The organism is Paenibacillus sp. J31R34, from assembly GCF_059383715.1.
The window spans coordinates 410039-431783 of sequence record NZ_JBXENU010000007.1 but is presented as its reverse complement, the minus strand read 5'-3'; the positions used below and the strand labels follow the sequence as shown (position 1 = coordinate 431783).

Below are 21745 nucleotides of genomic sequence, written 5' to 3'. Positions count from 1 at the left end.
ATGGTTGGGTGGTACCTCCATTTTACCAAAGGTTGGTTTCTTTGTTTTTTACAGATTTCAAAACATTGAAGAGAGGGTGCCTCTAAAGCCTATGGCTTTTGAGACACCCTCGTGTTGTTTTATGTGTAAACAAGGGAATAATGGATTGATGAACCGCGGACACTAAACAAACAGGATTGTAACTGCAAGCTGATTGTTTATAATACATTGCACAAGTTAGTAGGTTTGTGGCGTTTTAAACGAGCGGCACAACAAGGGGGACCTTCATGTCCGGTTGGTTGATTATAATAGCCCTGGCCATCGTTCTAGGGCTTTATTTACTGCAATTTGTATTTATCTTCGCCATGGAATATCGCAGGCCTGCACGCTTAGCGGCCTGGCTGACGATTACGATGCTGCTGCCGATTTTGGGAATTGTGCTTTATCTGCTGCTCGCACGGCCAGTGAATCGCCAAAGCAGCCATACACATAAACGGCTCGCTCAAGAGAAGCTGCTCCTAGCGGGGGAGCTGACGTTTAACGCGCAAAGCTTCACCGATTTGCTTGGAAGTCCAGAGCTGGATGGGCAAGAACAGCTTTTCCGGCTGTTGACGGCTTCGAAGGGGCACTGTATTACGCTGCGCAACAAAGTCCATGTGCTGCAAAATGGACAGGATACCTACGAAGCGATCTTGGCGGCAATTAGGCGGGCTAAGAGCTATATTCATCTCGATTATTATACGATACGGGATGATGGAATCGGACAGCGCTTCAAGCAAGCTTTAATCGAGCGGGCAAAGGCGGGGGTAGAGGTACGCGTGCTGTATGACGGCATCGGCAGTATGAATATAAGCCAAGCCTATATTCACGAGCTTGTTGCTGCTGGCATTCAGACAAGCTGTTTTTTGCCGCCGCGCCATGCATGGTATGAACGGAGGCTGAACAACCGCAATCACAGTAAAATCGCAGTCATCGACGGCATAACCGGCTTCGTTGGAGGCATTAATATAGGCGATGAGTATTTGGGGGGGAATCCGAAGCTTGGATTTTGGCGGGATACCCATGTGCAGTTGGAGGGTGACGCGGTTTATTTTTTGCAGCAGCTGTTCAGGAGCGATTGGGCTTTCGCTGCACATGAGGAGCTGGACGATGAACGATATATGCCTAGGCATCATTGCGACGGCCATAACCCGGTACTCATTACGCCCGGAGGCCCCGATCAAATCGGGGAGCCGATATTGGAATCAGTCGTCGCTTCGGTAATGGCAGCGAAAGAAAGCATCTGCTTGTCGACGCCCTATTTTATACCCGATCCTGGGCTGCTGATGGCGCTTCGGGTAGCTGCGCTGAGCGGCGTCGATGTACGAATCATTATTCCGGGCAAAGGTGATTCACAGCTTGTATTGTGGGCTACGCTGTCTTATGTAGAGCCGCTGCTCAAGGCGGGAATTAAGGTTTTTCGCTATCGAAAAGGCTTTATACATGCCAAGGTGCTCATCATTGATCGCATGCTGGCGTCAGTAGGAACGGCGAATATGGACATGCGCAGCTTCTACAACAATTATGAGCAAAATGCGCTTTTGTTTGATCCCGGCTCAATTGCACAGCTGAAGAGGGATTTTCGGCAGGATGAGCAAGACAGCGATGAGCTGAGCTTGGCTGAGTTTACGAAACGTCCTGCTAAGCAAAAGATGGCGGAAGCCGCGGCGCATATGCTGTCCCCGTTGTTGTAGCTGCTCTTTGTTGATGAATGAAACAGCTGTGGTCTGGGCATATTTTGCAAGTAGGCTAGCAGAACGTATGAAGGAAGGAGGGAAAACGATGGCAGATGGAAATGAACAGCCGACAACCGAAGATCAGAATGTGTCAGCGAATGCTGGCGTTGATGCCGAGCACGAAGGGCGCTCCGATTATTTTATGGATATTGACCGTATGGTGAACGAAGGGCTCGGAGGAGGCAATGTAACGCCTCATAATGGCCTTATTGATGAATCGACGACCGATACGATGGAGGAAGAAGGAAGATAGCAATCAAGCAAAAGGAGGGAACCTAATGGACGCTTCGCGCGCCAAGCAAATTTATGATTCATCACAAACCATTGCCGTACAGCTCGATGGCAAATCCGTCTGGATTGAGCATGTGGATATAGCTAATAATATGGCGACTGTACAGGTTGGCTCCAATCCATTAAATACGGAGACCGTTTCATTGGAACGGCTAAGGGAAGAGTAGCCGCGGCTGCAAGCTGTGCGTTCTTAACAAAAGCGTGAAGAGCAGGGTATTTCGGAGAGGCTGATTGCCTGCAGATGATACCCTGCTTCTTTTCGTATGCCCTTACCCGCCAAATGATTCACGAAAGGCAACGCTAAGCTTTGCTTGATCCGTCTCCCATAGCTCGGCGATTTCAGCGGAGACGTTCTCATCCCACCAATCGGCGAGCAGCTTGCGATTGCTTTTATGCTCGTGAATCCACAGCAGATGGACAGCCACCTTTTTAAAATATAAATTTTCCGCTTGATCATGCTTTTCTTTAGACACCCACAGCTTCAAACGTTTGGCCGTACGGTACAGCTCATTGCTGCAGGCACGCCTTATTTTACGAGCGGTAGGCAGGCTTGAATCATGCTTCTGGGCAGTAGGCTTCATGGCAGACCGACTCCTCTCTATCCTCTATATGTATGCTTCCGCCTGTATGATCGTCACCTGCATCGTTTCGACTGGATGAGCCTTCCTTCCGTGTGGTAGAATAACAGACGAAGCAGTAGTTTAGAGAGGATGTGAGAGACAAGCGTGATGGATAGGATTTCGGAGATTTTGCATGCACTGCTCTTATGGATTGAAAGCCTTGGCTACTTTGGCATTTTGATCGGTTTGCTGATGGAGGTCATTCCAAGCGAGATCGTGCTCGGTTTTGGCGGCTACTTGGTGTACAAAGGCGAAATTTCCTACGCAGGCGCCGTCTTTTTTGGGACGCTTGGCGCGGTTGGGCAAAATTGGATCTTGTATGCATTCGGAAGATACGGGGGACGTCCCCTGGTGGAGAAATACGGAAAGTATATTAAGATTAAAAAGAAGCATGTCGATCTTGCCGAAGAATGGTTCAAAAAATATGGCTCCGGCATTGTGTTTACAGCCCGTTTCGTTCCCGTTATGCGTCAGGTCATCTCGATTCCCGCAGGCATGGCGAAAATGAATTTTTGGCTATTTACTATTCTTACTGCAGCAGCATCCCTGCCATGGGCGCTATTGTTCGTCTATTTGGGCTTCTCGCTTGGCGAGAATTGGGAAAATATTCATGAGCAATCAAAGGATTATGTGCTTCCGGCTATTATTCTTGCCGTATTGCTGATCATTATTTATTCGCTTTATAAAATTAGAAAATCACGTAAAAAATCGGTGTAATGCAGCCTGACACGCATGGCTTTACAATACATATAACAGAAGAAAGAGGGTAAATGAATATGAGCAAAAGCGTAGCAGAAAAATTGAACAAAGGCATCAGCCCGCAGCAATTCATCGACGGCATGGAGAAAAATAAAGAGGCTTTTCAAGACTGGTACAACCAGTTTGCTTGGACGGATGAAAGCGATCGTGAATATTTCGAATCGCTGAACAACCGCGACGATTTGCGCGTCTTGATTTTGATGGCGGAATGGTGCGGCGATGTCATTCGCAATATTCCAGTTGTATTCCGTGCGCTTGAAAATAGCGGCGTTCCAACAGAGGTGCTCATTATGGAGGAGCATCTCGATACGATGGAGCAGTTTTTGACGATGGGCGGCCGTGCGGTGCCGATTGTTATTATTGCCGATACGGGTGGACATGTGCTTGGACAATGGGGACCGCGTCCTAAGCATGTTCAAGAAGCGATGACAGCGTTCAAGCTGGAAAATCCAGACCGTGAAGCAGCGGATTATCAAGAGAAGCTTGGACTTGTCCGCCAGGAAATGGGCCGCCGTTATGGCGAAGGCACAGGCTATCATTCGGTTATTGTGAAGGAACTGCGCGACCTGCTGGAGTCGTTCTAAATAGGAGAATAGGAGCATTGATGATGAGTGAAATGCGAGTTGAGTCATTTGCGCTGGGGCCTCTCCAGACGAACTGCTATCTGCTCACGGTAAAGGATGAGGAAACAGGCAAGGAACGTGGCCTCATCATTGACCCGGGCATGAACCCGAAAGGTCTGCTGAAGCGGATTGCGGATACGCATATTGAGGCGATTTTGCTCACCCATGCCCATTTCGATCATATGGGCGGTGTGGACGAGGTTCGCAAAGCGGCAGGCTGTCCGGTTTATATTCACGATCTGGAGGCCGACTGGCTGACGGATGCTGGGAAAAATGGTTCTTTGCGCTGGCAGGAGGTAACGCCGCCGCTGACGACCGATCCAGCGGAATATGCGCTGGATGAAGGGATGACGCTGGAGCTGCTGGGCGAGAAATTCCGCGTCATGCATACGCCAGGACATTCGCCAGGCAGCGTGAGTTTCCTGCGCGGCAGCGATCTTTTTTCCGGCGATGTGCTGTTCAGGCTCTCCGTTGGACGTACCGACCTGCCGGGCAGTCGCGAGCGGGATTTATACGATTCCATTCAGGGCAAGCTTTACAAGCTGCCTGATGAGGTCAAAGTTTATCCGGGACATGGTCCGCGAACGTCGATTGGCTTTGAGAAGGCGAATAACCCGTTTACGCGCTAATTGTTTAAGCAAGAATTATGAGAGAGGCAATATAACCGTCAGCCAGCGTGGCATTAGCCGCTTGCGGCTGGCGGTTTTTGTGCTGCCTGAGGAAGGTATGCGGGTTTGTGTAGCCTGTAAGGTTCAATGATTTTGAACACGTGCCCAACATAATGGTAAAATAGGGAGAAGCCCGCCTGCGGCAAAATAAGCAGGCTATGAAAATGCAAAAAGGACGGTGCGTAACGCTTGGCAAATACGACGACGAATATAACGAGTGAAGCGCTCGATGGACCAACTGGAAAGGTGGAACGGACAGCGGAGCAAATAGCTGCGGAAAATGAACGGATTATTAAAGGCGTAGCCGCCCAGCTAGCTATCCCGGTTACGAAAGTTAAAGCGGCTGTCTCCTTGCTGGATGAAGGCAATACGATACCTTTTATTTCCAGATATCGCAAGGAAATGACGGGCGAGCTGGACGAGACTGAGCTTAGAGCCATTGAGGAAAAACTGCAATATTTGCGAAATTTGGAAGAACGCAAGCGCGAGGTTATTCGGCTTATCGACGAGCAGGGCAAGCTGACCGAGGAATTGAGCTTAGCGATCAACGCCGCCGTTAAGCTTCAGGAAATTGAAGATTTATACCGGCCGTATCGCCAGAAGCGCAAGACGCGAGCGAGCGTGGCGAAGGAGCGGGGCTTAGAGCCGCTTGCGCAGTGGCTTTGGTCGCAGCCGCGCCAAGGCGAGCCTCTCGCCGAGGCTGCCAAATATATAGATGAGGCCAAGGGTGTTCCCGGCGCTCAGGAAGCGCTGCAAGGGGCCATGGATATTTTGGCTGAAAATATAGCAGATGATGCTTCGATTCGCTCCTGGGTGCGAAAGCATACGTTTGATCACTCGCTTATCCGTACCGAAGCAAGAGATGCAAAAGCGGAGTCTGTATACGAAATGTACTACAGCTATAATGAACCGCTGCGAAAGCTGCCTCCTCACCGCGTGCTGGCGATTAACCGCGGCGAGCGCGAGGATGTGCTGAAGGTGGCGTTCGAGTTGTCTACTGAGCGTATTCATGAGCATGTTGGCCGTAAAATTTTGCGGAATCATACAGCTGAAACGGTGCGAAGCGTGCTTGCAGCTGTTATTGAGGATTCGTATAAACGCTTGATAGCACCGTCTATTGAGCGCGAGGTTCGCGGTGAGCTGACGGATAAAGCGGAGGAGCATGCAATATCGATTTTTTCGGAAAATCTGCGCAATCTGCTGCTTCAGCCGCCCGTTCGCGGCAATGTCGTGCTTGGCGTCGATCCTGCGTTCCGCACGGGCTGCAAGCTGGCGGTCATCGACGATACAGGCAAGCTGCTGGAAGTAGCGGTATCCTACCCAACTGCGCCTCACCATAAAGTAGTGGAAGCGGAGCGTTTAATTAATGGCTTGATTGATAAATATAAAGTCGAGCTGATTGTCATTGGCAATGGGACGGCTTCACGGGAAACGGAGCAGTTTATTGCGAACCTGATTAAAGCCCGCCAAGCCGCGCCTGGTCTTGAGCTGAAATATATTATTGTCAGCGAGGCAGGGGCAAGCGTGTATTCGGCTTCCAAGCTTGCTGCCGAGGAATTCCCAGCTCTTGACGTTGCTGAGCGCAGCGCCGTGTCCATTGCACGCAGGCTGCAGGACCCGCTAGCTGAGCTCGTCAAGATTGAGCCAAAGGCAATCGGCGTCGGCCAATACCAGCATGACGTCAGCCAGAAGCGTCTGGATGAAAGCTTGGGCGCTGTCGTAGAGTCGGCGGTAAACCATGTAGGCGTAGACGTTAATACGGCTTCAGCGTCGTTGCTATCCTATGTTGCGGGCATTAATGCTACGACGGCCCGCAACATCGTCAAATACCGCGAGGAGAATGGCCGTTTCGTGAAGCGCGCGCAGCTGCAAAAGGTGCCGCGGCTAGGCGCGAAAGCTTACGAGCAGTGTATCGGCTTCCTGCGCATTCCTGAAGCGGCGAATCCGCTGGATGCTACGCCAATTCACACCGAGTCGTATGCGGTCGTGGACAAGCTTTTTGCCCATTTAGGCGTTAAGCTGAACCAGCTCGGCACAGAAGAGCTTAAACAGAAGCTGACGGAGCTGGATGTGGCTGCTGTCGCTTCCGAGCTAGGCGTCGGCGTTCCGACGCTGCGCGATATTGCAGACAGCCTCCTGCGCCCTGGACGCGATCCGCGGGAGGAGCTTCCCGCTCCTATTTTTCATACCGAGGTGCTGAATCTGGAGGATTTGACCGCGGGCATGGAGCTGAAGGGCACGGTCCGCAATGTTATCGATTTCGGGGCATTTATCGACATTGGGCTTAAAAATGACGGGCTCGTCCATATTTCCCAATTGAGCGATAAATTTGTGAAGCACCCGATGGACGTTGTATCTGTAGGGGACACCGTTACCGTCTGGGTACTGACTGTAGATGTGAAAAAAGGGCGTGTTGGCCTCACGATGCGCAAGCCTGGTTAATAAAAGCTTAAAGACGGACTTGCCGATTGTCGGCAAGTCCGTCATACTTAATAGGGATTATCATGAGTTGCCTTGTAAAGTAACAGAGAGGATGAGCATCTATGCAAGCCGAGAAATGCAGCACTTTTCCCCATCATAAATGGTTTGGCATAGCGCTTCAGGCGCTCGTCGTACTTGCTCATAAGGATCAGCCCTGCACAAGCGCTGAAATTGCAAAACGACTTCAGGTTGAACCGACATTGCTGCGTCGCGTAATGGCGGAGCTTGCCCGTGAGGGGCTGTTGGAAACGAAGGAAGGCAAGGACGGGGGCTACAAGCTAAGCCGCTCTGCAGGCGCAATTACGCTGGCAGATGTGTATTTGGCGCTTCAACTAGGGGAGCCACTATGCAAAGGCTTGGAGCAGACGACAGGAGAGCATGAATTTGGACAGGAAATGCGCCAAGCCTTTGGCGAAATTTCTGAGGGAGTAAAAAATAGCGCGCTCGCTATGCTGGGTCAAGGGACAATTGAACAGCTGACGAGACGGGTATGCGATCTTAAAAAGGGAATAGATAACCAACTATAAAATAGTTAGAAATATACGATTGACAAGTGAGTGGATGGAGTACTATACTATTGCTTGTGAAGCAGACGTTTTTTTGAAATTAACTGTGTTATATTTTGCACAGTAAGAATTGCACTTATATAAACGATACTTTGGAGGGAATTATCATGACTGTACAAACACAACAAAGCCAAGCTTTTTATCAAGTATTAAGCGATCGCCGCTCGGTGCGCCATTATGACAATACCGCAAAAATGACGGAAGCGGAAATTACGGAAATTTTGGAAATTGCCGCAAAAGCACCATCGTCGTCGAACATGCAGCCTTGGCGTTTTCTGGTTGTAACAGACGAGGCTATTAAACAGCAATTGCTGCCAATCTCGAACAACCAGCAGCAGGTTGTGGACGCAGCAGCTGTTATCGTCGTTTTAGGCGATCAGGAAATGTATAAGAATGCTGAGACCATTTATGGATCAATGGCAGAAGCTGGACTTATGACTAAGGAGATGAGCGAATCATTCGCTGCAAACTCTCAGAAGCTTTACACTTCCATTCCGAAAGAGCGTCTGCATGAAGTGACTGTATTTGATGCAGGTCTCGTATCGATGCAAATTATGCAAGTGGCCAAAGCAAAAGGATACGATACCGTACCTATGGGCGGCTACGATCGCGATAAAGTAAGAGCGCTGCTGAACATTCCAGAGCGTTATGCCTTGAACATTTTGCTGCCAATCGGCAAAGCTTCCCAAACCGGCCATCCGAGCACGCGTCTGCCGATCAACGATATTACGTTTTTTAACAAAATGTAATTTATAGCAGCAAACGAAGAAGCCTCTGGCATCCACTTCAATGAGTGGGAGCCGGAGGCTTCATTGCTGTACTATGACGCTCAATGGCGAATCGTAAGTTCGTTGTTGTTATCCGTATCCTTGGTGCTTTGCTTGCTGCGATAAAAATACCAGCATTCATTAAGCAGCTTAATTTGCCTGCGATCTTTCTTATGAAACGCACGCATCATTTGATTGCACAGCCATTGCGGCATTGCGGATCGCCCTCCTCCCGGTCATCCCTGATGTATTACTACCATATGGGGAAGGGCGAATGTCCGTGCAGGTCCTATTTAGCCGATTTCATCTTCGTACCACTGCTCAAGCTGAGCTTGCAGCGCACGAATTTCCGTGAGCAGGGCAATAAGCGGGTAGGCAGACTCTTTAACAGCCGCAAATTCGCGTTCCAGCTCGTTAATGTAGTCTAAGCCCGAAGCAATGCGAATCGAGCTGTCGTGCAGCTCTAAGCGGTCACATTCAGCAATCGCATATGGAAGCGCAGGCACCTGCTCAGCAGTAAGCTTGTCCAGCTCCTTGTGCAGGCGCAGGTTAAGGGCGCTTAATTGATAGGCATGCGTATCAGGCATTTCTACAAAGAAGACCTGATCATTGTTTTTCATTAGTACAAAACGCATCGTTGGCATAATATGATTGGATTCTCCCCTCAAAACATTCGCTGCATCATGCAGCCGTTTATTGCTGCCGTGCCATAAAAGTGCATCACTACTTGACAGTGTAGCGTATGGGCAGCAAAAATGCCAGAAAAACGAAGTGGTTTCCGCTACACTTTTTCCGGCCTCTTTACGGTTGTTATTTTATTTGGCAAACTAGAGTGCAAGAGAACAAATGAACAAGGGAGAATCATGATTTATGGTGCAGACGATGAAAGACGAGGAGCTCCAGCAATGGGTGGAGCGGGTGTCCCTCAAAAGCTTTGGACGGCCATTCAAGCATCTGGCAACATTTAACGGCCGATTGAAGGCAACAGGTGGGCGATATTTTATGAAGTCGCATAATATTGAAATTAGTCCTTATCAGCTTTCGACGTTCGGAGTGGAGGAAACAGAAAAAATAATTAAGCATGAGCTGTGTCATTATCATCTGCATATATTGAAACGAGGCTATCGGCACCGCGATGAGGATTTTAAGCGGCTGCTTGCTCAGGTGGGTGGATCGAGGTACTGCCAATCGCTGCCGGAGCGCCGTGTTGAGCCGTTTCGGTACAAGCTGGTATGCAAGGAATGTGGAATGGAATACATGCGAAAAAGGCGGATAAATCCCGCTAAATATGCGTGTGGAAAATGTCGCGGAAAATTATTTTTAAAAACGCTTGACTTAAATTCAGATACATGATAAATTATTACTTGTCGCCGCGGTTCACAGGCAACACTGAGAAAAACAAAGTATTCCCTGATAGCTCAGTTGGTAGAGCACTCGACTGTTAATCGAGTTGTCACAGGTTCGAGTCCTGTTCGGGGAGCCACATATGGGGAGGTACCCAAGAGGCCGAAGGGGGCGCTTTGCTAAAGCGTTAGGGTGTAACAGCCGCAAGGGTTCGAATCCCTTCCTCTCCGCCATATTTTTTCTCAAAGTGATTGTAACGGAAGGCCGTTCAACATGCCGGTCTTTTTTTTACGCCTAATATCACTGTGTGCGACAATTAAGGCCCGTTGGTCAAGTGGTTAAGACACCTCCCTTTCACGGAGGTAACAGGGGTTCGAGTCCCCTACGGGTCACCATTTATTTTTTCTAAATGAGAGTCATTAGCTCAGCTGGTAGAGCACCTGACTTTTAATCAGGGTGTCGTAGGTTCGAATCCTACATGACTCACCATTTTTTCTTGTAAGACTTCCCTAAATGTGCGGTAGTGGTGGAACGGCAGACACGCTATCTTGAGGGGGTAGTGTCCAATGGACGTGCAGGTTCAAATCCTGTCTACCGCACCATAACTTAAAACTTCCAGAAGCCTTGATGTTCAAGGCTTCTTTTTTATTTTGATTAACTTATTTTTCCGAAATGCCCTAGAGGAATAAGTGTTATTGGTTTGTTTCAACATATCCACAGCTCACCGCTGCATAAAGGAGCAGATGTTAAGTTGCTCTTTTATAATCTGCTTATTCTTTGGGGCTCCAAAGGTTTTCAAATGAACTTGAATTTCAAGCGAATTAAGGGAACATCAACGATTGGAACAGGCCGCAGGTCGCAATAAAATTGTTGTAGGCGGTAACTTAAAACGAAAATAGCTTCTTTAATTTTTTGAATTTTTTCTAGGGTGTTTATGCAAACCAGAGTCGGCCTGCTGCTCCTAGCTTAGCACTTATTCGAGGGAAATTCCTTTACGATTTAAGGCTGGAGACCCGCAGCCTGCGATTGTTGCTGAGTCCAAGCAGCCTTGGGTGGGACGCTCACTCCTTTTTTGAAGGACTGAGGTTCCGCTATTCTCGCTTTTGATCCGATTTCAGGCCGTAAGCGGACAGGAAATCCGTTATCACCCTCATCATTCCTTCAAAATAACTATTTGCAGCACATTAGCGGCTCCTGGGTCCGCAGCTTGTGCCATAACCCGTAGTTCTGTTGAAATAGCGGCTGCTGTGTCCACCAAATCTATCTTTGTGCAGGGATGCCCCTGAAACGAAGGGCATAGAGCAGCTTTTCGGCACGTGTGTTCACCTTCATAAGGTGTGATATTCCCGGTAATAGAAGGATTATGTTTGACGTGTAGTTTTTCTGAGGCGATTGATAGCTGTGCTGTACAATTAAATTATTTTTCTGGTTGTTATTCTACCGAGATGGTTACCTACATAAGTGAAGGTACAAGACATTGAAATGAGATGTGCCTACCCTTATTTGTTGGAGTGATTGAAATGAAAAAGGTATTATACATTCCGCTCGACGACCGTCCAGCGAATTTGGACGATATTATTTTGCAAGGCAAAGCTGCTGGCATTCAAGTGGTTGTGCCACCTGCAGGAGATGTTCGCAATCGGCTCGATTCGCAAATGACGACAGACGGAACACTGGTGATCGGTACATCTGACCCGACATTTGGCAAGCCGGAGCATATTCGCCGATTTATTTTACACCATGCCTCCAAGGTGGATGGTTTTATTATCTCTCTGGATATGCTCGTGTATGGCGGACTTATTGGGAGCAGGCGCATGCGCGCTACTGCTGACGGAACGTATCCAGCCTACGATGCCCAGTCGACTGAGCTGCTGGATGTCATTCGCGAGGTAAAGCAGGCTTATCCGTATAAGCCAATCTATGTGCTCGACACGATCATGAGGCTGGCATCTACCGTCTTTGTAGAAGGGTTGGCGATGCCGGCTTACACGGAGACGCGTACGCTCATGCAGAAGCCGCGCAAGCCGGAGAGTGAGCTGCTGGATATTTTGAATGGCTATGATATTCAGCCGGATGGCACAAACTTTCCTGACACCGTCTACGTGGATAAGGAGCAGTATTATAATGCGAAACGCCACAAATTGACGACGACGTATTACATGCTGGATCAGCTTGCGCGTCAAGGGTATATCGACTTTCTCGCTATTGGTGTTGACGATGCTTATATTGACGGGATTCAGGCGAATGAAATCGCTTTTGTGGAAAATAGGATCAATGCGTGGCTGGGCGGCACGGATGGGCAAAATCCGGAGCGGGCTATTATTTTGCCAGATGCCGATGGTTTAGGACATTCCTTGCTGGCGCGAATGGCGAAGAAGCTCTATTGCGTGAACGGCAAGCCGCGCTTTGCGATTCGATATTTTGGCCCGGATGGATCAACGATCGTGAACCCCTATGAATATATGGATGTACACCAAAACCTGCTGCGCCATATCGATATCGTGGGTGGGGTAGCGGTGGACTGCGGGGAAGGCGTCGAAAGCGATATGGAAATTATCGCGATTACGGCGGTTGATCAGGCGGAGAATGCGGTGAGCCGTGTAGCGGCAAATGCTTCGAGTATGCTGCCGATGATTGTCATTGATTTTACCGGCGGCGGTGCGGCGAATGAGGCCGTTACGACTAAGCTGCTGGATTGTAAGTACACAGGCAGTCTGCTTGGCTATAGCGGCTGGAATACAGCAGGCAATAAAATGGGGATGGCATTAGGCATGGCGCAGTCACGCTATGCCTGCCTGACGATGGAGACGCGTGCTGCTGCTCTCGACGAGGCAATGAATGCACACGGCTCGCTGCTGTTCAAGCGTTTTCTGAAAGACTATTATTACAAGGTCATCACAATTGCCGAGGTGCGCACCGAGTCGCGAGGGCGCTCGCCATATACGAATGTTACGGCTGACCAAAACATGCGGCTGTTTAATACCGCTAGCGATTACGAGCTGTTGACCACGCTTTTGCAGGGCCGGATGCAGACGAATACGGTTACGCTTGCTCAGCAAAAGGCTTTCGGTATTGGCTCGGCAGCTCCGGCCTGCGCGATTCGTCAAATTTGTGATGGAAGATGGTCGCTTGCACCGTATACTCGTGTTGTTTTAAAGCTGGATAATCCAAAATTCATTTGGGATCGCGCTTTTGAAATTACGGTGGTGCCAGACGTCAAGTTACGAAGACAACATGATTCTTGTTAAAAATGGAAAAATCCTGTATGATTTACATTCCTTATTATAAGGAATGTAAATCATACAGGCTCTATTTTTTAGCTGATCTTATAATGCAGTCTTAATGAATATCAATGCTGCTTAAGCCAAATGATCCGTCATCGAAAGTTGAATATTTAAAATATACATAGGTGCTGCTGTATGCAGAAAAATCTTCGGGTATAAAGTTAAAGCTGACATCCATACTATAAACGCTTTTATAAGGAGCAATGCCATCTGTAATATTAGAAACGGTAGCTGATTTTAGAGCAGCTGCATATTTCTTGATTGTGTTCTTATCATTGGCTTTTTGAAGACTTTCTACTGTATCTTTGAATAATTTTTTTGAATATTCTTTGCCTTCGAAATACTTATTAGTTTCAGTTTTATCTTCAACATATTTATCTACGTAGCTATTAAATTGGCTATAGTCATTTGTTTCCAAAGCAGCCGAGAAATATTTGAGTAGTTGAACTACTTGTGTTTTGTTTTCTTTACTTACCGCGCTAACACTCACATTTGCGGGCCATTTTGTTTTAAAACTGGATGACGATGTGTTGTTTGGAGCAGGCGTTGCAGTTGGCTTCGCAGAAGGAGCAGGCGTTGCAGTCGGTTTTGCAGAAGGAGCAGGTGTAGCAGTTGGACTAGTACCTGTACCGTCAGTATCGTCATTATAAGGAACACCATCGTTGGAAGAAGCTCCACTAGCTGTAATTTGAATCGTTTGCGAGCTGCTTTCGTATTTGACACTGGCACCCACTGCCTCGGATACTGCTCTTGCTGGCAAATAGGTGTATCCGTTATATACAATAGGAGCCATTACTTTGCCGTTGTTATCTTTAGGTGTCCAAGAAGAACCATTAACAAGGAATTTAATATCGTGATTGAGAAATACTTGGATTTTCTCGACGCCACTTGCTGCAAAAATTCCGACTGTTCCAAATACCAAGCCGCATGCTACTAAAGATGATACAAAAAAAGACTTTTTAATATACACTTCTTATCCCCCTAAATGTGATTATATAGATAAATAGAACTTAATGACGATGGATTATGAGAGTTTAATCCTGTTTATGCAGTTATAAAGAACTATTATCTGTTTTTAATTATATAGGATATAGGAAAAAGAGTATATATCTAATTTCCTAATTGTTGATCTAGAGGAAATGTTTAATTGTTGACCTGCTATAATTAACTAAATATACTTAAACACAAAAACAGCCCGATCCCTTTAGAGGACGGGCTGTCAGATCGTCGAGAAACCCTACGTCTTGTTCCAAGACGCTTGGGTTTCTCTTTGTTTTTTGGATCCAAACGAAGCTAAAGGAGAAGGATTCCCCTATTTGGCCCTCCTTTCAAGATGGAGGGCGATCTTCTTCATGTTCTGCACGGCTGCGGTCATCAGCGCTTGCTCCGTAGCATTGCGCAGCCCCCGCAACCGGCAATAGCGAAACCCATGGAGCTGTTTAGCATCCGCGAAGCTTCGCTCAATCGTCTCTTTTCGTTTTCGGTACAGCCTTTTGCCTGACTTGCTGAGGCGGTTTAATCGCACCTTCTCCTTGCTGTTCTCCCAGATGTGCCGGGTGACGATCTTTCGCTTGTTGCGAGATCGCGTGCACTTTTCGAGCATCGGGCAAGCTGCACACTGCTTCGGATCCGACGCATAATGTCGGTAACCGTGACGATCCGTCGTGCGGTACACCAGCTCCTGCTGCTCGGGACAGCGATACACATTGCGCTCAGCCTCATACGTGAATTTCCATTTCGGGTACAACCCTTGCGTAGGGTGAAACCGGCGATGGGCGATGACACCAAAGATTTTACGTGCTTCCAGTCCTTTGCAAATCGGTGTGGTCATATAGCCTGAATCTAAAGCAACCGCTTCTACCTCAAAACCAAAGCGTTCACGCTGACGATCTAATCGAGAGAGGTACGGGACGGAATCATGGACATTGCCTGCGGTTACGAAAACATCGGTAATGAGGTTGTACTTCACATCAACGGTGCGATGATCCAGATAAAAGAAGCCTTCAGGCTTGCCTTCCCGAAACATGTATCCGCTGTCTGGATCCGTTGTACTCACCTTCACTTCCTTGTCCTCGTTCACCTCCTCCCGTGGTTTTAGCGCTTTTTTCCTTGGGTTTGACGATCCGTTTCAACGGCTGTATTTAGCTCATTGAGATAATCTCTTGTGTTTTGCTTCACTTGTTCTTTCGTGTATTTGTTTTTGTTCGCGTTCGCTTTAATATGGGTCGAATCCGAAACCAGCACACGACCGCCGACCATACGATGCGAGATGGCTTGCAGCACAATCTCATCGAAGATGTCTTGGAAAACAGAGGTATCCTTAAACCGCGTACGCCGGTTCCAACTAATCGTGGTATGGTCAGGCACACGATCCGTTAATCCCAGTCCTAAAAACCAACGATACGCGAGATTCGTTTGTACTTCGCGTTCAAGCTGACGTTCGGAACGAATTCCGTAGAAATAACCCAGAAAGATCATCTTAAAAAGAACCAGCGGATCAATGGCTGGGCGCCCATTATCTTGTGAATACAGATGTCGAACCTTTCATCAATAAAGGAAAAATCAATATACTTGTCAATCTTGCGAAGCATATGATCAGCAGGTACTAAGTCTTCAATGGAAACGAACTCGTAACTTTGTTGTTTATCTCGATTAGAACGCAGCATAGGGCGACACCTTCCGTTCGTATAAGTTACTATAATTATACCATAGTAACGCGGTGCCGTGTTAAATCAAATACTTATAAAGAGGGCTGTCGAGACTTTCTCGACAGCCTGACAGCCCGATCCCTTTAGAGGACGGGCTGTTTTTGTGTTTACTTCAATACTGTTGGTGCAGGCATCACAACTATAAAATCACCGTTCGGTGCTATTTCTAGAAACACTTCAGCTTATTCAGCAGCACCTGTTTCCGGCTCTACAGGGGCAGGAGTCGGAGCTGGGTGCGCAGCGATATACTCCAGCACATTATAGGTCAGAACTGCGGCATCGGCGCGGGAAATCTCCTCTTTCGGATTAAGCTTGCCGTCCGCATCTAGCTCCGCAATTTTTAGCACAAGCGCACGTTGAACGGCCCCTTGATACTGTACGTCCAAATCGGCTTCATCGGCGAATTCGAGCGGCTTAATGTTGATGAGCGGCAGGTTGTTTGTAACCTCGGCAGCTTTCATCAAATATTGGATAAACTCCTCTTTGGTCCATGGCTTGGCGGGGTCAAGATCGGCTGGCAGCTCAAGTCCATTATGCGCCGCGATGATTAGGGCGTCTGCATACCAGGCGTCATTGCTGGCTTTGGCGAAGTAGTCCGTCGCTAGCGGTGCTTTGAAAAATCTGATGTTATCGATGTTCAAATTCAGTGCATTCACAATCAATTGAATGCCTTGGGCTGCTGTAATGGCAGCATCTGGTTTAAACTCGTCAGCACTCACGCCTTTAACAATTCCCCTCTCCTGTAGTGAAGCAATTTTATCTTTAACAGAAGACTGATTAACATCATTGAAAGGAGTAGAGGCCGCGAAGCTTTGGCTGGCAAAAGATATCGCCAACAGAGCAGTAGCGGATAATATAACAAATTTATGTTTGATTCTCATTGTACATCACCTCAATGTGAAATTTTGCTTGCTGCTTACATCGTATCAGACGAGACAAATAAAAAAAGGTTGCAAAAAAACATTTTTGCGGTTTGAATATATCCCGTTAGTATGTTTGAATGTAAGCAAAGTATGAGGAGGGCTCCGCACATGCGCGAGCTGGCGAAGAAGGGTGAGCATGATGGATATATTACTCGTGGATGATGAGCCGTTGGCTTTGGAAAATGTATATGAATTGGTGCCATGGGAGCAGCATGGCTTTCGTGTTGTGGCGAAGACGACAAGCAGCTTGAAAGCGCTTGAACTATTTTTGAAGCACCGCCCAAAAATTGTGATTACCGATATTTCAATGCCCCATATGGATGGACTGTCATTGGGACGGAAAATACAGGAGGCTGAGCCGGGGACTCGGCTACTTTTTCTGACAGCGTATCGTGATTTTGATTATGTGCGGCAGGCGTTGGAGATGAAAGCAGCCAATTATGTGCTGAAGCATGAAATAAGCCAGAACCGTCTGCTCGGCGAGCTGCTGCGCATCAAAGAGGAGCTGCGCTCAGAGCGCACGCGGCTAAGTCGATCGAAGCGCAGTGTCATTTCGGATGTCGTGCTGGGCAAAGAGCAGCTGAACGATATCGATGCAATCGAGGAACTGCATCCTTTTCTGGAGGAGCTGAGCGGTTCCCTTGTCATGCTGTATATGAAAACTCCCCCTGTTTACACGCTAGGAGGAGAGACGCTACCTGAACGGCCGCCGCTTGATGATGATCAGCTAAAAGCTATAGAAAATCTGTATGCGGATCAGCATATGGAGCTGCAGTGGCTGTCTGCTTTTGCGGCCGATGAGGAAGGGCTAGTATTTATCCTTAAGCTTCCTGTCCATCAAAGTTATTTATATTGCTGGAATGAGGTGCAGAACTTTTCTCGTTGGCTGCAAAATCAGCTTCAAGCGTTTAAAAAGGAGGCCGCAAGGCCGAATCTGTATGTGGTGCTGCAATCCGAGCGAAACGCATTGCACAGCAGCTTCCGCAGGCTGAGCCAAATGTCAATGAGCGGTATTTTTCAAATGCCAGGTGCTGTTGTGGCGACTCAAATACAACCTAATGCCCAGCTTCCATCAGCTCCTCAGCGCACAGTCGAGGGGGCTGCATTCGGCCTGCTGCAATCGGCGTTAAGGCGGGTGCTTCAGGCGCTTGCAGAGGGAGAGGCGGAGGAGGCTGCGCGCCAGCTGGACAAGCTTTGGAACGAGCAGCTTGACAAAAATCAAGATGAGAAGGCGCTTCGCCATGTTTTGCGAGAGCTTGGGCGTGAGCTCAGCGAGCGGTACCAAGTGGAAACGAGCTATGCTTTAGGACGCAGCAGCGGAGAGGTTAAAGCCGCGTTGCTGAAGCTCATTCAAGCCTCTGTAGCTGCTAGGCAGGCTTACTCCCGCTGGGTGCTAAAGGCTATGGAGTATGTACGCAAGCATTATAGCCATTCTGAGCTGTCGCTGGAGCTGCTCTCCCAGCATTTGCAAATTAGCAGCGCCCATTTGCGCGCTGTATTCAAGAAGGAGACGGGACAGACCCTTTCTGATTACATGACCGAATACCGGATAGAGAAGGCGAAGGAGCTGCTCCAGCAAGGACAATATAAAATTTACGAGGTGTCGGAGATGGTCGGCTACAAATCAAGCCAATATTTTTCCCAAGTGTTCAAGAAGGCGACGTCCAAGCATCCAAAAGATTACATGTAGGGGAACGGTGAGCCAAAGGTGAAGCGCAGAATTAAATATAAAATTTTAGGCAGCGTTATTATTATCGTTACTTTATCCTTGACGGCGTGCGGGCTGCTGGCATTCGGGTATTTTTATTCACTGCTGGAACGGCAGACGGTCCACGACGGCGAAATTCATTTGCAGCAGACGGAGGTGCGGATGAATCAGCTTATTGACGACATTCGCAAATATTCCGCGAATATGACGAATGACGAGATCATTCAGCGTTTTATAGCCAAGACGAAATATGATTCGATATACAGCGAGCTTTCCGCCTATTCGGATGTCGTACAGCAGCTCCGAAAGTTTAATGTGCTAAGAGATTATTTGGATTCCTCCGCCATTGTCCGCTCGGATGGCAAGGTATTCATGTCCTCTCTTTCCTTCGATTCCTATTACCAGGAAGAGCTGAATAAGCCTTGGTTCCAGGATGCGATCAAGCAGCCTGTCAAAAGCGGCTTCACCGCGCCCCATAATTCCTTGGATTCTGATAACAAGCAGGTCATCAGCTTTTTTATCCGCGTAAATGAATCGGCGGGCGGGGGCATTTTGCTGCTCAATATTAAACAGGAGGCTTTTACGAGCATTTTGGATTATTTGGAGCTGAGCTTTGACCGCTATGCCTGGGTGAGCGGGGGAACGAGCTTTTTGCAAAATCATGGCTTCGGCGATGAGGAGCATGCCATTATTTTTGAACAAGCTAGCCAGGCGCTTCCTGAGAAGGTGGAGCAGAAGGGATTTTATTTGAGCAAAAGCCTGCCGGATGCGGATTGGTCCATCATCACCTTCATTTCGCGTGATCGCTTTTATGATTCGATTCAGACGGCGAGCATTTATTTTTTCGTGTTCATTGCGATATGTATCGTCCTTTGCTTCCTGATGTTTACGCCGATTATATCGAGCATGACACGTCCGATCTCGTCGATGTCGCGGGCGATGAAGCAGGTATCGCTTGGCAATTACAACGTTCAGCTCGATTTCAACAGCGGGGATGAGCTGATGGTTTTGAAAAATGGCTTTGAATCGATGACGCACAGCATTAAACGGCAAATGGAGGAGCAGCGGGAGCAGGAAAAATGGAAGCGGCGCATGTCCGCCGAGCTGCTTTTTGCCCAGATTAATCCCCATTTTATATACAATACGCTGAATACGGTCGTTTATTTGTCGCGAAAGCGACGCTTTGAAGCAATCGAAAGCATGGTCGAGGCTTTTATTGGCATTATGCAGGATGCCGTCCATGTTGGCGGGCAAGATTTGTATACGACACTTGCAAAAGAAAAAGGCTTAATCGAGCATTATGCTACGATTCAGCAATATCGTTATGCGGAGCGCTTCGAGCTGGAGTGGGATGTGCCGGAAGAGCTGCTTGAGGTGTGGCTTCCAAGGAGTCTGCTGCAGCCCTTGGTGGAAAATGCGATTTTTCATGGCTTGTCGGAAATGGAGAGCGGCGGGTTGATTCGGATTAGGGCAAGGCGGGTGGCGGAAACGCTGCTGCTTGCTGTAACGGATAATGGCATTGGGATGGATGCGGCGATTTTAGAAGGGCTGCTGCGTGACCAGGATACGGAGCTTGTACAAGCAGCAAGCGGCAGAGGAACAAAAAACATCGGTATCCGCAACATTGATCAACGCATTCGTTATTTATGCGGAGAGGCCTATGGGCTGGAAATGGGGCATACGAAAGGTTCGGGAACGGAGCTGCTGCTTCGTCTTCCTTTCACTAGCGAGCAGCCGGCACTGTAGCCAAAGCTAGACGGTGCACCATCGGATTTTATACAAAACCATCGATTTGTTGCGTTGTGCGTCTATTGTACGCCCTATACACTGAAGAAGTGCTAAGGCATCGGGACGAAGTTCATCGCGAGCCCTATAGCAAGCAATGAAAGTAGCAGATTACGAAATTACAAATGGGGGAGTACAATCATGCAAAGCAAAATGAGAAAAAGACCTTGGGCAATGATGCTGTCACTCGTTATCATGCTGGCCTTGCTGGCAGGCTGTGGCTCAAACAGCGGCGGCTCGGATAAGGGAGCGCAAGAAGGCGGGGCAGCGGATTCCGGCACCATTACGATGTGGGGCTGGAGCAAAGAGTTTCAAGCGCCGACAGTTGAAGCCTTCAGCAAAAAATATCCAAACATTAAAATCAATTTCGTAGAGGTTTCGGCCAAGGACTATTTGAAAAAGATTCAAACGTCCGTTGCAGCCGGCGGCGATCTGCCTGATATTATTTGGGGCGAGGCGGGCTTCCGCGGCGCATTGTTCGCTTTGGACATTCTCGATGATTTGGGTGGAGCACCGTACAATTTCGATAAATCATTGCTGCTTGATGCGGTAGTGCCTCATCTGCAAAATGACAAAGGACAGCTCGTATCGATGGAGTGGTCAGTGTCACCGGGAGCGATGGCTTACAAGCGCGATCTGGCGAAGCAATATTTTGGCACCGATGATCCGGATGAGCTGGCAGCGATGTTCCCGGATTGGGACTCGTTCATTGCCAAAGGCAAGGAGCTTAAAGAGAAGAGCGGCGGTAAAACAGTGATGCTTGCTGGCATGATGGATGCTTACACGATTGTGTATCCGCAATATCCGGAGCAGTTTATTAAAGGCGATGAAGTGGATACGAACGGCGTAACGGCGGTTTTCTCCACACTTGAAAACATTCGTAATGCCGATATTACAGCAAAGCTGGATATGTGGTCGCCAACATGGAATGCATCGTATGCACAAGACAATATATTGTTCTACCCGGCTGCAAACTGGACGCCGAAATTCGTTATCGAGCCAAATGACAAAAGCAGCGATGGCAGATGGGGACTGATGGTTCCGCCAGGCGGCGCTTACAGCTACGGTGGAACATCGCTCGGCATTTGGAAAGGCTCGAAAAATAAAGAAATTTCATGGAAGTTCTTGGAATGGTTTGTGGCTAGCAAAGAGGGCGGCGAGCTTAACATGAAGATTGATGAATCATTAGTGCCGCTCAAGTCGTTGTTTGAAGATAAAGCCTTGTTCTCTTCTGGAGCAAACTCCTATTATGGCGGTCAAGATCTGGGACTGTTCTGGACGGAAAAAGTGCTGCCGGCTATGAAGACGAAGCCATACACGAGATTCGACCAAGATATTTATAACGCTTCTTCCTTGGCGATGCAGACGTTTACGAAGGACCCTTCCTATACCGCAGCGCAGGCGCTTGAGAACTGGAAGCAGGAGCTGCAGAAAAATCATCCGGAAATCAATTTTAAATAGGTT

Annotated in this window: 19 protein-coding genes, 5 tRNA genes and 1 pseudogene; 19 read left to right on the top strand and 6 right to left on the bottom strand. The window is 48.2% G+C overall.

Annotated elements, in window-relative coordinates; translation table 11 throughout:
* The first annotated feature begins 266 nt into the window (after positions 1–266).
* The 3 genes from cls to AC50YG_RS21335 all read left to right on the top strand — a co-directional run bounded on the left by cls (position 267) and on the right by AC50YG_RS21335 (position 2212).
* The gene (cls, locus tag AC50YG_RS21345; RefSeq protein WP_494829360.1) at positions 267–1712 is read left to right on the top strand and encodes a cardiolipin synthase; all 1446 of its coding nucleotides are present in this window, start codon (positions 267–269) and stop codon (positions 1710–1712) included.
* 88 nt (positions 1713–1800) lie between these two features.
* Positions 1801–2007, top strand: coding sequence for a hypothetical protein (locus AC50YG_RS21340; RefSeq protein ID WP_473758407.1), 207 nt, complete (start codon positions 1801–1803; stop codon positions 2005–2007).
* 25 nt (positions 2008–2032) lie between these two features.
* Positions 2033–2212: an H-type small acid-soluble spore protein gene (locus tag AC50YG_RS21335; protein WP_341281435.1), complete on the top strand. Its 180-nt coding sequence runs from the start codon at positions 2033–2035 to the stop codon at positions 2210–2212.
* Positions 2213–2314: 102 nt separating this feature from the next.
* On the opposite strand, the gene AC50YG_RS21330 is transcribed toward AC50YG_RS21335, so the two are convergent.
* Entirely contained in the window at positions 2315–2626 is a 312-nt protein-coding gene (locus AC50YG_RS21330) for a dehydrogenase (protein WP_473758409.1), read from the bottom strand.
* A 147-nt stretch (positions 2627–2773) separates the two neighbouring features.
* On the opposite strand from AC50YG_RS21330, the gene uptA reads away from it, so the two are divergent.
* From uptA to AC50YG_RS21300, 6 genes are all read left to right on the top strand, one after another.
* Positions 2774–3382 carry an undecaprenyl phosphate transporter UptA gene (gene uptA, locus AC50YG_RS21325; protein WP_341281437.1) on the top strand — a complete coding sequence of 203 codons (609 nt, stop codon included), beginning with the start codon at positions 2774–2776 and terminating at the stop codon, positions 3380–3382.
* Positions 3383–3441: 59 nt separating this feature from the next.
* On the top strand, positions 3442–4008 hold the full coding sequence (locus tag AC50YG_RS21320; RefSeq protein ID WP_494829350.1) for a thioredoxin family protein: 567 nt from the start codon (positions 3442–3444) through the stop codon (positions 4006–4008).
* Positions 4009–4040: 32 nt separating this feature from the next.
* Positions 4041–4676 carry an MBL fold metallo-hydrolase gene (locus AC50YG_RS21315; protein ID WP_445933831.1) on the top strand — a complete coding sequence of 212 codons (636 nt, stop codon included), beginning with the start codon at positions 4041–4043 and terminating at the stop codon, positions 4674–4676.
* A gap of 249 nt (positions 4677–4925) precedes the next feature.
* Complete coding sequence (locus AC50YG_RS21310) at positions 4926–7157, top strand: Tex family protein (RefSeq protein ID WP_494829394.1); 2232 nt, start codon at positions 4926–4928, stop codon at positions 7155–7157.
* 101 nt (positions 7158–7258) lie between these two features.
* Positions 7259–7723 (top strand): RrF2 family transcriptional regulator, encoded by a 465-nt coding sequence (locus tag AC50YG_RS21305; RefSeq protein ID WP_473758414.1) that lies wholly within the window; start codon positions 7259–7261, stop codon positions 7721–7723.
* Between the two features lie 146 nt (positions 7724–7869).
* Complete coding sequence (locus tag AC50YG_RS21300; RefSeq protein ID WP_494829348.1) at positions 7870–8511, top strand: nitroreductase family protein; 642 nt, start codon at positions 7870–7872, stop codon at positions 8509–8511.
* 80 nt (positions 8512–8591) lie between these two features.
* Here the strand turns inward: AC50YG_RS21300 and cmpA are convergent, their stop codons facing one another.
* A complete protein-coding gene (gene cmpA, locus AC50YG_RS21295; RefSeq protein ID WP_099516750.1) occupies positions 8592–8744 on the bottom strand; it encodes a cortex morphogenetic protein CmpA in 153 nt (50 codons plus the stop codon).
* Positions 8745–8822: 78 nt separating this feature from the next.
* A complete protein-coding gene (locus tag AC50YG_RS21290) occupies positions 8823–9173 on the bottom strand; it encodes a hydrolase/acyltransferase (protein ID WP_494829345.1) in 351 nt (116 codons plus the stop codon).
* Between the two features lie 226 nt (positions 9174–9399).
* Here AC50YG_RS21290 and AC50YG_RS21285 point away from each other — a divergent pair, with 226 nt between their 5' ends.
* The 7 genes from AC50YG_RS21285 (at position 9400) to AC50YG_RS21255 (ending at position 13121) form a co-directional block, all read left to right on the top strand.
* The gene (locus tag AC50YG_RS21285) at positions 9400–9882 is read left to right on the top strand and encodes a SprT family protein (protein ID WP_494829343.1); all 483 of its coding nucleotides are present in this window, start codon (positions 9400–9402) and stop codon (positions 9880–9882) included.
* A 54-nt stretch (positions 9883–9936) separates the two neighbouring features.
* Positions 9937–10012: transfer RNA gene (locus AC50YG_RS21280), tRNA-Asn, on the top strand.
* A gap of 5 nt (positions 10013–10017) precedes the next feature.
* Positions 10018–10106: transfer RNA gene (locus AC50YG_RS21275), tRNA-Ser, on the top strand.
* A gap of 87 nt (positions 10107–10193) precedes the next feature.
* Positions 10194–10268, top strand: a tRNA-Glu gene (locus AC50YG_RS21270).
* An 18-nt stretch (positions 10269–10286) separates the two neighbouring features.
* Positions 10287–10362 (top strand) — tRNA-Lys (locus AC50YG_RS21265).
* Between the two features lie 28 nt (positions 10363–10390).
* A tRNA-Leu gene (locus tag AC50YG_RS21260) sits at positions 10391–10475 on the top strand.
* 918 nt (positions 10476–11393) lie between these two features.
* Positions 11394–13121, top strand: coding sequence for a DUF4127 family protein (locus tag AC50YG_RS21255; protein ID WP_494829341.1), 1728 nt, complete (start codon positions 11394–11396; stop codon positions 13119–13121).
* A 91-nt stretch (positions 13122–13212) separates the two neighbouring features.
* Here AC50YG_RS21255 and AC50YG_RS21250 read toward each other — a convergent pair whose 3' ends face one another.
* From AC50YG_RS21250 to AC50YG_RS21240, 3 genes and pseudogenes are all read right to left on the bottom strand, one after another.
* On the bottom strand, positions 13213–14127 hold the full coding sequence (locus tag AC50YG_RS21250; protein WP_494829339.1) for a stalk domain-containing protein: 915 nt from the start codon (positions 14125–14127) through the stop codon (positions 13213–13215).
* A gap of 342 nt (positions 14128–14469) precedes the next feature.
* A pseudogene (locus tag AC50YG_RS21245) lies at positions 14470–15823 on the bottom strand (IS1182 family transposase).
* 224 nt (positions 15824–16047) lie between these two features.
* Positions 16048–16746 (bottom strand): S-layer homology domain-containing protein, encoded by a 699-nt coding sequence (locus tag AC50YG_RS21240; protein ID WP_494829335.1) that lies wholly within the window; start codon positions 16744–16746, stop codon positions 16048–16050.
* Positions 16747–16924: 178 nt separating this feature from the next.
* On the opposite strand from AC50YG_RS21240, the gene AC50YG_RS21235 reads away from it, so the two are divergent.
* From AC50YG_RS21235 to AC50YG_RS21225, 3 genes are all read left to right on the top strand, one after another.
* Entirely contained in the window at positions 16925–18478 is a 1554-nt protein-coding gene (locus tag AC50YG_RS21235) for a response regulator transcription factor (protein ID WP_494829330.1), read from the top strand.
* An 18-nt stretch (positions 18479–18496) separates the two neighbouring features.
* A complete protein-coding gene (locus AC50YG_RS21230; protein WP_494829328.1) occupies positions 18497–20242 on the top strand; it encodes a cache domain-containing sensor histidine kinase in 1746 nt (581 codons plus the stop codon).
* A 180-nt stretch (positions 20243–20422) separates the two neighbouring features.
* A complete protein-coding gene (locus tag AC50YG_RS21225; protein WP_494829326.1) occupies positions 20423–21742 on the top strand; it encodes an ABC transporter substrate-binding protein in 1320 nt (439 codons plus the stop codon).
* Positions 21743–21745 lie beyond the last annotated feature (3 nt).

What these genes read in the sequence shown, in the direction of transcription:
- cls (WP_494829360.1), top strand. Translation starts at nt 267, where the DNA reads ATGTCCGGTTGGTTGATTATAATAGCCCTGGCCATCGTTCTAGGGCTT.
- AC50YG_RS21340 (WP_473758407.1), top strand. Translation starts at nt 1,801, where the DNA reads ATGGCAGATGGAAATGAACAGCCGACAACCGAAGATCAGAATGTGTCA.
- AC50YG_RS21335 (WP_341281435.1), top strand. Translation starts at nt 2,033, where the DNA reads ATGGACGCTTCGCGCGCCAAGCAAATTTATGATTCATCACAAACCATT.
- AC50YG_RS21330 (WP_473758409.1), bottom strand. Translation starts at nt 2,626, where the DNA reads ATGAAGCCTACTGCCCAGAAGCATGATTCAAGCCTGCCTACCGCTCGT.
- uptA (WP_341281437.1), top strand. Translation starts at nt 2,774, where the DNA reads ATGGATAGGATTTCGGAGATTTTGCATGCACTGCTCTTATGGATTGAA.
- AC50YG_RS21320 (WP_494829350.1), top strand. Translation starts at nt 3,442, where the DNA reads ATGAGCAAAAGCGTAGCAGAAAAATTGAACAAAGGCATCAGCCCGCAG.
- AC50YG_RS21315 (WP_445933831.1), top strand. Translation starts at nt 4,041, where the DNA reads ATGCGAGTTGAGTCATTTGCGCTGGGGCCTCTCCAGACGAACTGCTAT.
- AC50YG_RS21305 (WP_473758414.1), top strand. Translation starts at nt 7,259, where the DNA reads ATGCAAGCCGAGAAATGCAGCACTTTTCCCCATCATAAATGGTTTGGC.
- AC50YG_RS21300 (WP_494829348.1), top strand. Translation starts at nt 7,870, where the DNA reads ATGACTGTACAAACACAACAAAGCCAAGCTTTTTATCAAGTATTAAGC.
- cmpA (WP_099516750.1), bottom strand. Translation starts at nt 8,744, where the DNA reads ATGCCGCAATGGCTGTGCAATCAAATGATGCGTGCGTTTCATAAGAAA.
- AC50YG_RS21290 (WP_494829345.1), bottom strand. Translation starts at nt 9,173, where the DNA reads ATGCCAACGATGCGTTTTGTACTAATGAAAAACAATGATCAGGTCTTC.
- AC50YG_RS21285 (WP_494829343.1), top strand. Translation starts at nt 9,400, where the DNA reads ATGGTGCAGACGATGAAAGACGAGGAGCTCCAGCAATGGGTGGAGCGG.
- AC50YG_RS21255 (WP_494829341.1), top strand. Translation starts at nt 11,394, where the DNA reads ATGAAAAAGGTATTATACATTCCGCTCGACGACCGTCCAGCGAATTTG.
- AC50YG_RS21240 (WP_494829335.1), bottom strand. Translation starts at nt 16,746, where the DNA reads ATGAGAATCAAACATAAATTTGTTATATTATCCGCTACTGCTCTGTTG.
- AC50YG_RS21235 (WP_494829330.1), top strand. Translation starts at nt 16,925, where the DNA reads ATGATGGATATATTACTCGTGGATGATGAGCCGTTGGCTTTGGAAAAT.
- AC50YG_RS21225 (WP_494829326.1), top strand. Translation starts at nt 20,423, where the DNA reads ATGCAAAGCAAAATGAGAAAAAGACCTTGGGCAATGATGCTGTCACTC.